The sequence below is a fragment of the Paenibacillus sp. FSL W8-1187 genome (genome assembly GCF_037965485.1).
In the GTDB taxonomy this organism is placed as follows: Bacteria; Bacillota; Bacilli; order Paenibacillales; family Paenibacillaceae; genus Paenibacillus_O; species Paenibacillus_O pasadenensis.
In genome coordinates this window covers 4,152,191-4,168,646 of the sequence record NZ_CP150181.1, presented here as the reverse complement: position 1 = coordinate 4,168,646, position 16,456 = coordinate 4,152,191, and the positions used below count along the sequence as shown (strand labels likewise).

Below are 16,456 nucleotides of genomic sequence, written 5' to 3'. Positions count from 1 at the left end.
CCTTGGACGAGCGGGTATCTTTTTCCACCCTTATGCAAACGTTTGCTTAACGATCATTGTCTTAGGAGTCATTCATTCAGAGGAGGGTCTAGTTGAACATGATCATGAGCGCTACGACGAAGCGTTTCGCTTCCATCACCGCCATTTTCGCGCTGCTGCTGTCGCTGTTCGCCGGGGCTTTGCCCGTGCAGGCGAACGCGGACGCGGCGGCTGGCGAAAACGCAGCCGTGCAGGCGGAAACGGCGCCGCCGGTGGCGGATGGCCATCTGCGCGTCCATTACCAACGTACGGACGGCAACTATGAGGGCTGGGGGCTATGGCAATTCGAGGACGTCGCCCAGCCGTCTTCGAACTGGCCGAACGGCGGCACGCCTTTCCCGGCCGGACAGGCCGACGGATACGGAGCGTACGTCGATATTCCGCTGAAGGCGGACGCCAAGAACGTCGGCCTCGTCGTCATGAAGCCGGCCAACGGCGACAAGGACGCCGGCGACAAGAAGTTCTCGCTGGCCTCGCCGGCGATGAACGAGGTGTGGCTGAAGCAAGGCTCAGATGCGGTACATAGCTTCGAGCCGGTCGAGCTGCCGGCCGATACGGTGCGCGTGCATTATCAGCGCTCCGATGGCGAGCATGCCAAATACGGCGTATGGTCGTGGGGAGAGGTCGCGGCTCCTCCGTCCACATGGCCGACCGATGCGGCGATGTTCTCCGGCGAGGACGCCTATGGCGGATTCGTAGATCTGAAGCTCAAGGAAAACGCCCAGGAAATCGGCTTTCTGCTGCTTGATCCATCCAAGGGCGACGCCGGCAAGGACGGCGGCGACAAGAAGTTCGCCTACGTGAGCAGCTACAAGCATCTGTTCGTGAAGCAGGGCGACGACAAGGTGTATATCTCTCCGTTCGGCGAGCTGCCGGTGAACGAAGGAGCGCCTGCGCTCCTGTCCGCTCAGCTGCTCGCCGGTGGCCGCATTCATGCGGACTTCACGCTGACGACAGGTCTGGATACGGCGGCGCTCAAGGAGGCGCTGCAGCTCAAGGACAAGAGCGGAGCGCAGCTTTCGATCGCTTCCGTCGAGATCGACAGCGCGACGTCGATCCGCATCCAGGCGGATTTCTCCGACGCCCAAGCGCCGCTGCAGCTGACCTACGAGGGCAAGACCGTCGCCGCCGCTGCCGGCTGGCGCATGATGGACGAGCTGTACGCCTACGACGGCAGCGATCTCGGCGCGACCTATGCCGCCGGCGGAGCGACGCTCAAGCTGTGGGCGCCAAAGGCGTCAAGCGTCACAGTCAACGTCTACGACAAGGACGACGCGACCGTCAAGGTCGGCTCCCTGCCGCTCGACCAAGGCGAGCGCGGCGTCTGGTCGATCCAGCTCCAGCCGAACGATCTCGGCGTGACGGATTTCAAGAACTATTTCTACCAATATGAAGTGACCAATGGCGGCGTGACGAAGCGCGTGCTCGACCCGTACGCCAAGTCGATGGCCGAGTTCCACGTCAATACGAAGGGCGAGACGGGAGCGGACGGCGACGCGGTCGGCAAGGCGGCGATCGTCGATCTGGCCGGCACCGATCCGGAAGGCTACGGCTTCGCCGACATCGACGGCTACGAGAAGCGAGAGGACGCGGTCATCTGGGAGATCCACGTCCGCGACTTCACGTCCGATCCGTCGGTCGAGAGCGACCTCCACGAAGCGACCTGGGGCACGTTCGACGCCTTCAAGCAGAAGGTCGACTACATCAAGTCGCTCGGCGTGACCCATGTGCAGCTGCTGCCGGTGATGGCCTGGTACTACGGCGACGAGGCGGCAATGAAGGAGCGCGAGCTCGCCTACTCGGCGATGAACAATGAGTACAACTGGGGCTATGATCCGCACAGCTACTTCTCTCCGGACGGAGCATACTCCGAGAATCCGGCCGATCCGGAGCTGCGCGTCCGCGAGCTGAAGGCGATGATCGACGCGATCCACGACGCCGGCATGGGCGTCATCCTGGACGTCGTCTACACGCATATGGCCAAGGCGGACTTCCTGAACGACATCGTTCCGAACTACTATGCGTTCCAAGGACCGAACGGCAACTTCCTCGGCGGGTTCGGCAACAACCTGGCGACGAACCGCAAGATGGCCGAGAAGCTCATGGTCGACTCGGTGAAATATTGGTTCGATGAATACAAGATCGACGGCATGCGCTTCGACATGATGGGCGACGCGACCTATGAGTCGATCCAGAACGCTTACGACGCGGCCGCGGCGATCAACCCGCAGGCGCTGTTCATCGGCGAAGGCTGGCGCACGTTCGCCGGCCATCAGGCAGATCCTTACCTGGCGGGCCACGGCGCCGATCAGGACTGGATGGACAAGACCGACGATGTCGGCGTCTTCTCCGACGAGTTCCGCAACGAGCTGAAGTCCGGCTTCGGCAGCGAAGGCGAGCCGCGCTTCATCACGGGCGGGGCGCGGGACATCAGCGTCATTTTCAACAATATCAAGGCTCAGGCCGGCAACACGAAGCAGGACGATCCCGGCGACATGGTGCAGTACGTCGAGGCGCATGACAACCTGCCGCTGTACGACATCGTGGCGCAGGCGATCAAGAAGGATCCTTCCGTTCCCGAGAACAATCAGGAAATTCTGAAGCGCGTCCGTCTCGGCAACCTGCTGACGCTCACGTCTCAAGGGACTGCGTTCCTGCATGCCGGTCAGGAATACGGCCGCACGAAGCAGTGGCTCGGCGAAGGGGTGCCGGAGCAGAAGTACCATGAGCTCAAGGATGAAAAAGGCGTTACGTTCGGCTATTTCGTCCATGACTCCTATGACTCCTCCGACGCGATCAACAAGTTCGACTGGGCGAAGACAACGGATGCGAACGTCTACGGCGAGAACGTCAAGACCGTCGAGTATACGAAAGGCCTCATCGATCTGCGCCAGTCGAGCGACGCGTTCCGCCTCGGCGACAAGGCCCTGGTGGATCGCAACGTGACGCTGCTCCAGGTTCCGGAAGTGAACGCGCAGGATCTGGTCATCGCGTACAAGAGCCAGTCCTCCGACGGCAAGGACGACTTCTATGTGTTCGTCAACGCCGACAGCAAGTCCCGGAAGCTGACGCTCTCCGAAGACCTGACCGGCGGTCTGGTCGTCGCGGACGACGACGAAGCGTTGGCGGCGGGCGTATCCGCTCCGAGCGGCTTCTCGCTCGAGTCCGGCTCGATCACGCTGCAGCCGCTGACCGCGGTCATCATCCGCACGGAGGGCAAGACGGCTCCTCCGACGGAGAAGCGCTACGTGCAGGTCAACTATATCCGTCCGGACAAGAGCTACAAGGACTGGAATATGTGGGTATGGAATACGGGTGTCAAGAACGACCAAATCGATTTCCAGACGTTCGACAACGGCATCGCTTCGGTGCTCATCGAGGTCGCGCCGCAAGCGACCAGCGTCGGCTTCGTGCTTCGCAAAGGCACCGATTGGAATACGGCGAAGCAGGATATTCCGGATGACCGCATCATCCCGCTCGTTCCGGGCGAGGCCTTTACGAAGGTCAACGTGACGAGCATGGTCCGCGAGCTCGACATCAAGCCGAGCCTGACCGGTCCGACGCTCGACGACGGAACGATCACGTTCCGCTATCGGGACGATGCGCTGTTCCGCACGAACCGCATGAATGAGATCGAGGGCGTGAAGCTCCTCATCGGCGGACAGGAGCATGCGATGACGTATGTGCCGGAGCAGGAGCTGTTCCGCTACGTGCTGAGCGGCATCGAGCCGGGCACGCATGAGTATTCGTTCGCGGTGACGAAGAACGGCCAGACGGCCGAGATCACCGATCCGAAAAACACGGTGGATGGAAAGTCGACCGTCACTTATGTAAGGCCGGATGTAGCCATCTCCGCATCGGCATCCCCAGCAGCGATCGCTGCAGGCCAGCACGCCGTGCTGGAAGTGGAAGCGGAAGCTTCCGAAGAAGTTGCATTCAAGGAAGCTTATCTGGATCTGACGGCGCTTGGCGGACCGGCCAAGGTGAAGCTGGACACGGAGCTCATGCAGCAGACGGTCGCCGTCAAGGACTCGGTGCCTGCGGGAGAGAAGACAATCCCGATTACGCTCGTCGATTCGTACGGCAACCGCCACCATGGCAGCGCCGAGCTGACGGTGCAAGCGAAGAGCACGGCCGGCGGCAAGCTGGACTTCGACTTCGACGAGTCCCGCATCTACTTCGTGCTGACCGACCGCTTCGCGGACGGCGACGAGACGAATAACTTCAACGTGAACAAGAACCATCTGGAGGCGTATCATGGTGGCGACTTCCAGGGATTGATCGACAAGCTCGACTACATCGAGGATCTTGGCGTCAATACGCTGTGGATCACCCCGATCGTGGACAACATCGACTTCAACAAAGGCACCGACTTCGGCGGCGAGCAGTACGGCTACCATGGCTACTGGGCCAAGGACTTCGCCAAGCTCGACGAGCATCTCGGCGATCTGGACACGTTCAAGCAGCTCATCGACGAGGCTCATGACCGCGGCATCAAGATCATGGTCGACGTCGTGCTCAACCATACGGGCTACGGCATGAAGCCCGGAGATCAGTACCCTGGCGTGACGCAGGCAGACAAGGATCGCTTCGCGGGCATGCTTCGCACGGACGGCCTCTCCGCCGATACGGATGCGATCAAGGGCGAGCTGGCCGGCTTGCCGGACTTCTTGACGGAAAATCCGGATGTCCGCAGCCAGGTCATCCGCTGGCAGACCGACTGGCTGGAGCGCGCGAAGAGCGATCGCGGCGATACGATCGACTACTTCCGCGTCGATACGGTCAAGCATGTCGAGGACACGACGTGGAAAGCGTTCAAGAACGAGCTGACGCGCATCGATCCGAACTTCAAGCTGATCGGCGAATACTTCGGCGCGACCGTCGACAGCGACGGCGGCACGCTGCAGAGCGGCCAGATGGACAGCCTGCTCGACTTCGGGTTCAAGGGCCAGGCCAAGGCCTTTGTCGAAGGCAACGTAGAGGCGGCAGACGCTTATCTGACGGAGCGCGCCGCCAAGCTGGACAATACGCGCGTCATGGGGCAGTTCCTGAGCAGCCATGACGAGGACGGCTTCCTGAGCGAGTATGTCGGCGGCGACAAGGCCAAGCTGATGGCTGCCGCGGCCATGCAGATTACGGCCAAGGGCCAGCCGGTCGTCTACTATGGCGAGGAGCTCGGCCGCTCCGGCAAGAGCGGCGGCAAGTTCGAGAATGGCGAGTTCAGCGAGAACCGCGGCGACATGCCGTGGGACAAGCTGGAGTCCGAGTCCAAGCTGCTGGCGCATTACCAAAAGCTGCTCGGCATCCGCGCCGACTATTCGAAAGTGTACGCCAAAGGCGAGCGGGTCAGCCTGGAGGCTTCCAATGAGAAAGGCTACATGGCCTTCCTCAACCGCTATGAAGGCGAGCAGCTCGTGACGGCGCTCGGAGTCAAGACCGCCGCGCAGGAAGTGACTCTGGCCGTGCCGTTCGCGGCAGGCAGCAGCGTAAAGGATCTGTATGGCGGCAAGACCTACGCGGTCTCTGCCGACGGCAAGGTGTCGTTCTCGCTGCCAGCGATGGCGGATGGAGGCACGGTCGTGCTGGCGAGCGTGAAAACGACGCCGACGCCGACACCGGAGAATCCGACGCCGACGCCGGCAACCCCGACGCCGACACCGGAGAACCCGACGCCGACACCGGCAACCCCGACGCCGACACCGGCAACCCCGACGCCGACACCGGCAACCCCGACGCCGACACCGGAGAACCCGACGCCGACGCCGGCAACCCCGACGCCGACGCCGGAGAATCCGTCGCCGACACCGGAGAACCCGTCGCCGACGCCGGAGAACCCGTCGCCGACGCCGGAGAACCCGTCGACACCGTCGCCGGTCACTCCGACTCCGGCGCCGAGCTCCTCTCCTGCCAAGCCGGAGAACGTGGTCGAGCTGACCGCGGATGCGCTCAAAGCCTCGGCTTCCATCACGCTTGAAGCTGGGATCGCGGAAGTCCGCCTGCCGCTTGACGCGAGCACGATTCTGGGCTCGAAGCCGCTGGAGCTGAAGCGCGAGGGACTGACGGTGCAGCTGCCGTCAGCTCTGCTGGCGCAGCTCGCCAAGCTGATGCCGGCAGGCGAGTCGGAAGGCGCGTACCTCCGCTTCCAGGCCGCCGATCTGGATGCAGCGGCAGCCGTAGCGGCCGCGGATCAAGCGGCGACGAAGCTGGATGCCGAAGTCAAGCTCGGCAGCAAGCTGGTGGAGCTGAGCCTCGCCGTCGTGACGAAGGCAGGCCAAGCCTACTCGCTTGATCGCTTCGAAGCTCCGGTCCAGCTGACGTTCGCGCTGGACTCCGGCGTGAGCTTGCAGCTGGCCGGCATCTACTACCTGTCCGGCGAGCAGCCGGAATACGTCGGCGGCAAGCTGGCGGATGGACGTCTGACGGCCAGCGTAAGCCACTTCAGCCGCTATGCGGCGCTTGAAGTCGACAAGACGTTCGCCGATCTGTCCGGCCACTGGGCCGAAGCGGCCGTGAAGCGGCTGTCGGCGAAGCAGATCGTCGCCGGCACGAGCTCCACGACGTTCACGCCGGCCAAAGCCGTCACCCGCGCCGAGTTCGCCGCGATGCTGGCGAGAGCGCTCCGACTGGACGCGCCGGCAGCGGGCAGCGCGTTCAACGACGTTCCGTCCGGCGCCTGGTACGCCTCCGCCGTCGAGGCGGCTCGCCATCACGGCATCGTCACCGGCAAAGGAGACGGAACGTTCCAGCCGCACGCGGCGATTACCCGCGAGGAGATGGCGCTGATGCTGGTCCGTGCCTACCGCGCGCAAGCGGCGGATGCCGCAGCTGCCGCTCAAGCGGCTGCTGTCCGCGATCTCGACCGCGTATCCGCATGGGCGGCCAAGGACGTGCAGGACGCGCTGGCGCTCGGCCTGCTCAAAGGCCGCGCCGACGGCAGCTTCGCGCCGGCGGCTTCCGCAAGCCGCGCGGACAGCGCGCAAGCGATCCTCAATCTGGCGGATCGTCTCGGGCTGTAGCGAGCCGAGGCGACTCCAGCAGCATGCTGCATGCAAAAAGGACTGCCCTTACGGGGCAGTCCTTTTTCGGTCTTCAGGTACAGGCTGATTTTCGCCTTCCAGGGAGAGAAGCACACAAGCGGCGCGTCTCCGCATGGCTTACGAGCTGAAAGACGAAGCAGTCCGAAGCGAGCATGCTGGATTTCATCGAGAGCGTAGACAACCCGCAGAAGCGCGAAGATGCCTATCGGCTGCTGGACCTGTTCACGGGAACGACCGGACAGGAGGCGAGGATGTGGAGGCCGAGCATCATCGGCTTCGGCTCCCCTATCCTTACAAGTACGCCTCCGGTCACGAATCGGTGCAGGGGCCTTTAACCAACCCCGTCACCTTTTCGCCCACGCCGGTTCATTCAAGGCTGGCTTTTATGAGCTGCTTCCGATAAGCCATCAGCTCCGCGATCGCTTGAAACTGCCGCTCCAGCTGACCGTTCAGCTTCTCCAGAGCGAGCTCGAAGGAAGCCTCGACGCTGGAGAGCTGCCGGCCGTCCAGCTCATCGAGCAGCTTTTTCATGTTGTCTATCGAATAGACCGATTGTCTCAAGCTGCTGATGACAAGAATCCGGCGCAGCTGGCGATTCGAGAACAGGCGGTAGCCGTTGGCGGGATTCCGCTCGGAGGCGATCAGCCCCTCCTTCTCCCAGTGGCGGATCGCGGATGGCCGGACGCCGGCCAGCTCCGCCGCTTCTCCGATCGTCCTTCCTTTCTTGCGGTCCGCTCTCTCTGGCGGATCCGACTCAGCCGACCGGATCCAGACGAGGAGCGACTCGACCCGCTCCTTTTCCGCCTGGATATCGGCTTGCTGCCGATTGACGCCCCACAGCGCCTGCCCGCCTCGTCCCTGCTTGAGGAGCCGCATCGTTTCGTAGGCGAGCGGGATCGAGCCGGCCTTCAGCAGAGCCCGGATCGTCTGAAAAGCTTGCCGATGAAGCTCGGCATAGCCTCTGCGTCCGCTTTCCGTTCGAGGCACATCCGGGATCAGGCCCAGATCCTCGTAGCGGCGCAGCGTCGTCGTGCTGACCTTCAGGAGCTCGGCCAGCTGGCTAGGCGCGTAGAGCTTCTGCATCTTCTGCATCGCCTCACCTTTCCTCCTTCATGTAGAACCTTGAAGCGCTACAACAACATTGAACCGGATTGAGACCCGCAAATCAAGGCTTTCCGCCCGTCGAACCGAAAGCTTGCCTTCATGTAGTAGCCTGATAAGGAGAGGGAAAAGGAAAGGAAGGATGCCGAATGGACCGAAAGGCGAAGCTGTCTCGCGGGGAGATCGATGTCGGGGTTGCGGGGAGGCCGGATGGACGAGTCGTCCTGCTGCCGGGAGCAAAACGGAGCGTATACGGAAAGGAGGCCGATGCGCTCTTGCAGTGGGGAGTCGACCCGCTTCTTGGAGAGCGGTTCGTTCAAGGGCTGGCGGAATCGTTTCGGGTCGTATATTTCGACTATGAAAGCTATCTTTTCTCGAATCCGTATCCGGAAGGCTTGACTGCCGAGCGAGCCGCAAGGGACATGCTGGAGATCGCGGATGCCGCGGAGGTCGGGCGCTTCAGTTATTACGGGTACTCGTGGCTCGCTCTGGTCGGCTTGCAGGTGGCGATCCGCACCGATCGGATGGAAAGCCTCGTCATGGGAGGTTTCCCTCCTCTGGACGGGCCTTATGCAGAGATGCTGGAGGTGACCCGCCGCACGCATGAGCTGGCCCGGCAGAACTGGCTGCGGCCTGGCGCTTCCGTGCCGCCTCCAGAGTCTCCGCCATCCATGGAGGAGCATGACTGGGACAGCGCTCCGGTCACGGTCGATCCGCAGGTCGCGCTGCAGTTTCGGACGTTGTATGAAAGCCTGGCGGACTTCGATGATCGGCGCGTCCAGGACAAGCTGGGGATGCCGAGGCTGGTCTTTGCCGGAGAAAGGGACATGATCGCCTACGGGGAAAGGTTCGGCGGCGTGACCGTCGATATCGCCGGGCCGATCGAGCGCCATCGGAGATCCATGGAGCAGGCAGGATGGCGGGTGGAGCTTCTTCGGGGAGCGGATATGGACCATGTGAAAGCGATGCAGCCGGACGCCGCGCTGCCGCTGATCAAGCCCTGGCTGGAAAAAGCTCTGGCTCCCCGATGACCCGGCATCGGTCGCCCGAATAGCAAAAAAACGGAGGATCTCCATGCCAGGCATGGGGATCCTCCGTTCGTGGTTGCAGCCGTTTCTTAGAAGTCGGAAGCGACAGCCTTCACTTTGTCCAGACCTTCGCGCAGAATGTCGGCGGAGCGGTCGCGGAACTGGTTGTGGCCTTCGATGACGAGCTCTTGCACGTCGGCTCCGAACAGGCCGAATGCGCCTTTGAGCGGACGGACAGCCGCTTCGAAGTCGGCCATCGGACCTTCGGAGTACACGCCGCCGCGCGCGCTCAGCAGCACGACTTTTTTGCCTTTGGCCAGGCCTTCCGGACCGTTCGCCGTGTAGCGGAACGTCTTGCCGGCTTGGGCGATGTATGCGACATAGTTGATCAGCGGAGCCGGAGCGGCATAGTTCCACAGCGGAACCGTGATGACGACCTTGTCGGCTTCGAGGAACTGGTTGACGTATTGGTTGACGCGATCGGCCGCTTCCTGCTCCTCGGCCGTCAGCTCCATGCCTTGCGCGCCTTTGAACATCGCGGTCATCGCCGTGTTGCCGTAGAACGGCAGGAGCTCCGTGTACAGATCAAGCTCGGTCACCGTGTCGCCGGCATGAGTGCTCTTATAAGAGTCCAGGAAGGCGTCGTACATTTGAACGCTGACGGCCTGATCCGAAGGACGGTCGTTTGCTTTGATGAATAGAACATTTGCCATGAAAAAAATCGCTCCCTTGAAAATGAATTGTGACTGAATAAGTCACAGTATAGCGTGATAACTAAAAATGTGCAACTAACTTTTTTTAGGACTGAGGACAGGATCTGGGGATCGGTCCTGAGGATTCGATAGCTTGCCTGTTGGAAGCGATCTCAATGTGTCGATTCCGGGGCGGTCGGCATATTTACACGATAAGGAAAAATCTGTATGCTAGATCCATCGAAATGAGGTGGGTTCATTGAAGGATGGGTTGGCTTCGACCCTCGGCGAGCCGATCGGCAGGGGGAACACGGCGACGATTTACCGCTGGGGAAAAACGGAGGTCGTCAAACTATTCCATGACGGTTCGACGGCTCGTCAGGAAGCCGAGAAAGAAGCGGCCAAGGCCGTCTTTTTTCAGAAGCTCGGCTTGAATGCCCCTTCTTTTGGCGGATTCGTCGAGTTTGAAGGTCGGCCGGGACTGATTTATGAGCGGATCGAGGGCTTGACGATGCTATGGACGATCGAGCCGTCGGCGGCAAGCGTTTCCGCCTATGCCCGGATGATGGCTCGTCTGCAGAACGAGCTGCACGGCGTCCGCGCCGAGGGCGGTCCGGAGCTCAAGACGGATATGGCGCGGATGATCCAATGGGCGCCTTGGCTCACGGAAAGCGAAAAGCAGGCGTCTCAGGCCGTGCTGGACGTTCTGCCTGCAGGCGAGCGAGTATGCCATTATGATTTTCATCCGGACAATATCATTCTGTCTCCGCGAGGACCGGTCATCATCGACTGGATGAACGCGCTTGTCGGCGATCCGGCGGCGGATGTAGCCCGCAGCTCGATGATGCTCCAGGGGCGGTCGCTCCCGCCCGGCGCTCCGGAATGGGTGCGCCGGCGCGAGCTCAGGGAGCTATTTCATCACGACTATCGCCAGGAGTACTTCTCGCTGTCCGGGATGGACCCGGCGCTGGCGGATGCCTGGATGGTTCCGACCTTCGCGGTCCGCGCTGCGGAAATGGACCGTGGCGACGACGGCAGGCATGCGGCTCAGCTGCGCAGCCTGCTCGCCGCGACGCCAGGAGGATGGACATGATTCTAATCGTGCTTATCGCGCTTCTTATGCTGACGTTCAGCCTGTACCAGAAAACGAAGTCGGTTCAGGAGGATTTGACCGCCATTCGCGAAAAGCTCGGCCTGCTGCGGCCGGAGGAGCTCGCGGAGCGCGAGCTGAAGCGGGCGATGGAGGAGGAAGCGAAGCTTGCGGAGCGCGAGACGCATGATCCCGAGCTTGAGGCGTACAACCGCGAGATCGAGGAAGAGCTGGAGAGGATGCACGAACCAGAAGAATCCGTCTCTAGCGCTGACGGCTCGGGGCCTGGCGCGCAGGTGCGGTTGGTTCCGGCTGCCGTCGAGGATGCGCCGCGACTTGCGCAGATGAATCGGATGCTGATCGAGGACGAGCGCAGCTCGAACCCGATGAGCGACGAAGAGCTGCTGGAACGGATGCGCGGCTGGCTCCTCTCGGAGGAGTGGCATGCCCAATGGATCATGCTTGACGAGCGGACAGCCGGTTATCTGCTGCATCGGCGGAGCGAGGATGGGAACGGCCAGATCCGGCAGCTGTTCGTGGAACGGCAGCATCGGCGCAGCGGCATCGGGCAGCAGGCTGTCCGGCTGTATGTGGACCGCCATGCTTCTGCAGGCACGGAAGTGACCGTCGATGTTTTGGAGAGCAATCCCGAAGGGATGGCTTTCTGGAGAAGCGCTGGCTTTCGGCCCTATTCGACCCGGCTGAAACGGCCGACAAAATCTGCGGCAGGAAAAAATGCCGCTGAATCCGAGGAGGAGCAATGAATTCGGCTACCGGCTTTTCCGCATTTAGCTTCTTTTTGCCCCTTGGCATTGGCATCGTCTACCTGCTATTGATTGGTATTGGATTTTACGTGCTCTATCTTCTAATTAAGCTGCTGAAACGCGCTATCGCCGCGCTGGACATCTACCTGGACGAAAAGCGCAACCATCGGCTCTAGTTCCTTACGCTGATACAAAAAGAAATCCAAGGCTCTCATAAGCCTTGGATTTTTTGTTCAGCCGGCGTTGGCCGCTTGCCGGTTCAGCTGGCGGCGGATCGCCTGGACGGCTCCGATATGCAGTCCTTCGTGAAAGATCGTGCGCACAAGCACTTGCTCGATCGTATGCATCCCCATCTCCGTCGGCGGATAGCTCTCCTCGAGCCGATCGCCGTACCGCTCCCTCAGCTGCAGCGGCTGCTGCCGCAGCAGCTCCAGCAGCTGGCCGTACGAGGGGGTCTCGGCCGTGAAAAGGCTCGGGTTCGTGCCGTATCCGAACCAAGCGGGGAAGCCTGGCGGCAGGGGGACCTCCTCCTTCGTCAGCGCCCGGATCCACAGGTACTGGTCCGTGAACACATGTCCGAGATTCCAGCGGATGTTGTTGGCGAATCCGTCCGGGATCCGGTCGGCGGCGTCCTCGCCTGCCGCCTCGGCGAGTTCGAGCAGCTCGCTTCGATACGCTTCAAGCTGGTTGAACAACACTTCATGCCGGGTCTGCATCGCTCATTCCTCCTCCTTTTTCCACGACTACTTTGGCATCAGAGGGCCGAATTCCTCCAGTCGTGTAAAAATCGGGGAGAAAATGTCGCGTCGTCGTCCCGATCAGGCTATGCGCTTAATGCGCGTGGTCATGCTCCTCGCCATGCTCATGCCCTTCGCCGTGGGCATGGCCGCCCGCGCCGAGCAGCTGGATGCCGAGCAGGCTTTCCAGATCATGCTCCTGGATGTAGGCGGAGCCGCCGACGAGCCGGATCGGAGCATGCAGCTCCGCCGCCTTGCCGCCTGCCTTCGCCGTCCGGCCGCCGATCGTCAGCTGCACGGACAGGCCCTCCCCGCTCACCGCGATGCCGGCGCCGGCTTGCCACTGCACGCGCAGGCCGAACGCTGCGGCCGTGCTGCGCAAAGGCAGCCAGGCATGATCGTCCTGCATCAGCGGAGCGGCCGCCAGCGGCACGGATTTATCGCCGCGCTTCAGCGCCGGCTCCGCTGCCGCTGGAGAAGCGGACGGCTCGGAGGCGGACGGCGCATCGTCGCCGCCCTTTTTCTCCAGCAGCTCCAGCCGGGTCGGCTCGCCGCCGACCTCCAGGTAGCGGACGAGCTTGCCGGAGGCCAGCTCGACCTGGGCGATCCGTCCCTCGCCGGGCAGGCTGACATAGGCGTAGCGCGCGCTCGTGGCGATATCCGGCAGCACCGCCTTGTCGACATGCTCATGGAAGTCGGCGCTCCAGCCTTTGCCGATCGCCGTCGCGCGCAGCAGGCTGCCGCTGGCCGAGTCGCGGATCTCCAGCATGCCGGATCGGCGCAGGCTCAGCAGGTACGCCTGATCCGAGGACACCGCCTGGCGGATCGACGGCTCGATCGCGACCGTCTCATACGCATAGGGCTGGCGGCTGGCGTCCAGCTTGTACAGCAGCGGCAGCGTGCCTTCCGTGTAGCCCCAGAACACGCGGTCCTTGCCCTCCAGGAAAGCGGCGACGCGCTGCTTCTCCGGATAGTCGATGCGCGCGACGGCCTTCGCCGTCTCCGCGCCCTGCGTGCCGACGACCAGCGTGCCGTTCTGGCAGCCGAACAGCAGGCGGCCGCTCGGCTCGTCCTCGGCGATTCCGTGCAGCACCGGGCAGCCGGGGATGCGCGTCTTTTCCTGGCCGCTCTCGAGGTCGAGCACCTGGACGAAGCCTTGCTGCAGATGGCCGACGTAGAGCAGGCCGCCCGCCTCGGCATAGTGGTAATGGGCGTTGCCCGCCAGCGCGAGCTTGCGTACGCTCACGCCGTCCAGCGAGTCGAGATCGCCGCTGAGCAGCAGCAGCTCCGCTTTGGATTCGTTGGCGATCGTCGGCAAGCCGGCCACGGGATGCGAGCTGTCGGGCGAGTAGCCCTCGAACGTGCGTGAGACGATCGGAGGACGGGCGGCGCCGGTCGCCGGATCGAAGCCGGTGTTCACGACGGTGACGTAATCCTTGTCCGTGTCGCGGCCGCGCGTGACGAACAGATGGCGGGCGTCCGGCGCCAGGCTCAGGCTCATGATCGAGGCCGGCGTGGACAGCCGCGAGACCGTCTTGCCGCTCGGCAGATCGATCGTGACGAGATCGCCATTCTGGCCGTCAGCCACGAACAGCCGGGCTTCGGCTGAGGTGCTTTCCGAAATGCGTTCTACCGTCCCGTGCGCCATGGCGCCGGATGCAGGCAGCAATAGAGCAAGCGCGCTCAGCGAAAGCGCGAATGCGGACAGCTTGTTCAATCCAACCCTCTCCTATATGTAAAAATTACGAACAAGGATGATGCTACAGCTATTCGGCAATGCTTGTCAATGCTTTTTTCAAGGAATGGCGGCTGAAGGATGGACGAGCCGGCGGTGCTGGCCGTATAGTGGAAAGTAAAATCGGAACCGCCGAACGGAAATGAGGACGGAAGCATGATTACGCTGCGAATGACCCAGTCGCTGCTGAAGGACATGAAGGCAAAGCCGGACGAGCAGGCGGCGGACGGCCTGTACAGCTGGCATGCGAACATCATCAAGCTGAACAACCGCAAGCAGATCCTGCTCGTCAATGACGAGACGCTGCTCTGCCTTTTTCTCGAGGGCATCCGCGCCGGCCAGCTCGACAAGCTGCAAAGCGCCTTCGTGCAGACGCTGCGGGAGTACCTGCTGCAGCAAAAGCTGGAGGAGCGGGCGGTAAGCCTCTACCTGGAAGAAGCCACGACTTTCTCCATCGCAAAAACGAACAGCCGCAGCGTCATCGGCACGATGACGGAAATCTCCTTCTTCCAGCGGGATGATTTTGCCCATCCGCTTGACCGCATCGGCTATCATAACCGCATCATCCGAAAGCCGCTGAACTACGACCGGCCGATCGAAGCTTTCCAGAAAGCGCTGTGGCTGAACATGAAAGCAAGAGCGGGCGGCTGACGTCCGGAGTTTCCCTGCTCAGACAAGCAAGCCGTCCCGTTCGCGCGGGGCGGCTTGCTTTCGCTTCCGATTCAGATGAATTTCCGGCTCGTCTTTTTGCCGTCGCAGCTGAAGACGATTTTTTTGTCCTCGACGACCGTCTCCAGATGGACCGCCTTGCCCCAGAGGTTGACGACATGCGGCAAGGTGCGCTCGACGTACTTGAGGTCGAGCTCGACGCCCTCGTACTTGTGCCCGAGGTACAGCTCGCCGACGCGGTTGAAGTCCCCGTTCAGCACCTCGAGCACGGGGAAGCCGCCGTTGATGCGGGAGACGACGAGCTGCTCGCGGACGTTTTTCCACGTCTTGTCGGTGATTTTCCACTCCGGGCCCTTCTTCTCGAAAATGTACAGGTCCATGTCCTCGACGAGCTGCTTGGTCAGGTAGTTGCGGAGGAACGAGATGTCGGAATCGAGCTCGCGCACCTCGAAGATCTTCTCGCGGCCGCGTCCCGGCTTGTAGCCGAAGCGGCGCCGGTCGTCCTCGCTCGGCTCATCCCAGCGCTTCTCGATGTCCTCGAAGATCTTCAGCCCCAGGTAGTACGGATTGAGGCTGCCGCGTCCGGGGATGACGACGGAGGAGTTGAGCTTGGCGAACTCGATCGTCTCCTCGCTCGTCAGGTCCATCTCGCGGATGATGCGCTGATGCCAGTAGGAGGCCCAGCCCTCGTTCATGATCTTGGTCTCCATCTGCGGCCAGAAATACAGCATCTCCTCGCGCAGCATGCTCATGATGTCGCGCTGCCAGTCCTGCATCGTCGGACTGTGCTCCTCGATGAACCAGACGAGATCCTTCTCCGGCTGGCGGGGGAAGCGGTGGGGGTCCGGCTGCACGTCCTGGTCGCCGGCATCGTCCTCGTCGAGCGACCAGAGGTCGTCGTAGGCGCCCGCGGGCGGCGCTTCGGCTTCCTCGGCTTCCCGGCGCAGGAACTCGCCCTGCAGCGACTTGTCGAGCTGGCGCGGCTTCACGAGCGCGGGATCGATATGCTCCTGGATGGCGAGCACCGAGTCGATGAACGCCTCGACCGTCTCCGTGCCGTACAGCATCTCGTACTGCGTCACGCGCTCGGCCGTAGCGGACATGCTCTCCACCATGTCGCGGTTCGTATTGCGGAAGCGGGCGTTGTTTTTGAAAAAGTCGCAGTGGGCGAGCACATGCGCGACGATGAGCTTGTTCTGGATGAGCGAGTTGCCGTCGAGCAGGAAGGCGTAGCAGGGGTTGGAGTTGATGACCAGCTCATAGATCTTGCTGAGGCCGAGATCGTATTGCAGCTTCATTTTGTTGAAGGACTTGCCGAAGCTCCAGTGCGAGAAGCGGGTCGGCATGCCGTAGGCGCCGAACGTATAGATGATGTCCGCGGGGCAGATCTCGTAGCGCATCGGGTAAAAGTCAAGGCCGAAGCCGGCCGCGATCTCCGTGATCTCGTCGATCGCCCGCTCCAGCTGGCGGATCTCGTCCTGAGTCATGTCCGTTCCATCCCTCCGTGCGAAAGTTGAGGTTCATACCCAATCTATGCGACGGTGGACGGGACTATGAGGGATGG

At 62.1% G+C, this 16,456-nt stretch carries 11 protein-coding genes and 1 pseudogene; 7 read left to right on the top strand and 5 right to left on the bottom strand.

All coding sequences use genetic code 11. The features are described from left to right. Positions 1 to 98 precede the first annotated feature (98 nt). Positions 99 to 7,055 carry a pullulanase gene (locus tag NYE40_RS18000; RefSeq protein WP_101808014.1) on the top strand — a complete coding sequence of 2,319 codons (6,957 nt, stop codon included), beginning with the start codon at positions 99 to 101 and terminating at the stop codon, positions 7,053 to 7,055. A 173-nt stretch (positions 7,056 to 7,228) separates the two neighbouring features. Further along, positions 7,229 to 7,392: pseudogene (locus NYE40_RS17995) on the top strand (DUF1801 domain-containing protein); the annotation flags it as partial. 50 nt (positions 7,393 to 7,442) lie between these two features. Here the strand turns inward: NYE40_RS17995 and NYE40_RS17990 are convergent. Further along, on the bottom strand, positions 7,443 to 8,168 hold the full coding sequence (locus tag NYE40_RS17990) for a MerR family DNA-binding transcriptional regulator (RefSeq protein WP_307719985.1): 726 nt from the start codon (positions 8,166 to 8,168) through the stop codon (positions 7,443 to 7,445). Between the two features lie 158 nt (positions 8,169 to 8,326). Between NYE40_RS17990 and NYE40_RS17985 the strand changes: the two genes are divergently transcribed. Further along, a complete protein-coding gene (locus NYE40_RS17985) occupies positions 8,327 to 9,208 on the top strand; it encodes an alpha/beta hydrolase (RefSeq protein ID WP_028599208.1) in 882 nt (293 codons plus the stop codon). Positions 9,209 to 9,294: 86 nt separating this feature from the next. Here the strand turns inward: NYE40_RS17985 and NYE40_RS17980 are convergent, their stop codons facing one another. Next, positions 9,295 to 9,918: an FMN-dependent NADH-azoreductase gene (locus NYE40_RS17980; protein ID WP_028599207.1), complete on the bottom strand. Its 624-nt coding sequence runs from the start codon at positions 9,916 to 9,918 to the stop codon at positions 9,295 to 9,297. A 238-nt stretch (positions 9,919 to 10,156) separates the two neighbouring features. Between NYE40_RS17980 and NYE40_RS17975 the strand changes: the two genes are divergently transcribed. The 3 genes from NYE40_RS17975 to NYE40_RS17965 are packed head-to-tail and all read left to right on the top strand — an operon-like array spanning position 10,157 to position 11,927. Continuing rightward, complete coding sequence (locus tag NYE40_RS17975; protein WP_240479030.1) at positions 10,157 to 10,990, top strand: aminoglycoside phosphotransferase family protein; 834 nt, start codon at positions 10,157 to 10,159, stop codon at positions 10,988 to 10,990. Further along, entirely contained in the window at positions 10,987 to 11,751 is a 765-nt protein-coding gene (locus tag NYE40_RS17970) for a GNAT family N-acetyltransferase (RefSeq protein ID WP_180968389.1), read from the top strand. Before NYE40_RS17975 ends, NYE40_RS17970 begins: the two co-directional genes overlap by 4 nt. Further along, the gene (locus NYE40_RS17965; protein WP_028599205.1) at positions 11,748 to 11,927 is read left to right on the top strand and encodes a hypothetical protein; all 180 of its coding nucleotides are present in this window, start codon (positions 11,748 to 11,750) and stop codon (positions 11,925 to 11,927) included. Before NYE40_RS17970 ends, NYE40_RS17965 begins: the two co-directional genes overlap by 4 nt. A gap of 57 nt (positions 11,928 to 11,984) precedes the next feature. Here the strand turns inward: NYE40_RS17965 and NYE40_RS17960 are convergent, their stop codons facing one another. Both NYE40_RS17960 and NYE40_RS17955 read right to left on the bottom strand, forming a co-directional pair. Continuing rightward, positions 11,985 to 12,467 (bottom strand): DinB family protein, encoded by a 483-nt coding sequence (locus NYE40_RS17960; protein WP_028599204.1) that lies wholly within the window; start codon positions 12,465 to 12,467, stop codon positions 11,985 to 11,987. Between the two features lie 115 nt (positions 12,468 to 12,582). Beyond that, complete coding sequence (locus NYE40_RS17955; RefSeq protein ID WP_028599203.1) at positions 12,583 to 14,205, bottom strand: stalk domain-containing protein; 1,623 nt, start codon at positions 14,203 to 14,205, stop codon at positions 12,583 to 12,585. Positions 14,206 to 14,379: 174 nt separating this feature from the next. Between NYE40_RS17955 and NYE40_RS17950 the strand changes: the two genes are divergently transcribed. Further along, complete coding sequence (locus NYE40_RS17950) at positions 14,380 to 14,874, top strand: hypothetical protein (protein WP_028599202.1); 495 nt, start codon at positions 14,380 to 14,382, stop codon at positions 14,872 to 14,874. Positions 14,875 to 14,945: 71 nt separating this feature from the next. On the opposite strand, the gene NYE40_RS17945 is transcribed toward NYE40_RS17950, so the two are convergent. Then, complete coding sequence (locus NYE40_RS17945; protein WP_028599201.1) at positions 14,946 to 16,379, bottom strand: SpoVR family protein; 1,434 nt, start codon at positions 16,377 to 16,379, stop codon at positions 14,946 to 14,948. Between the last annotated feature and the right edge of the window lie 77 nt (positions 16,380 to 16,456).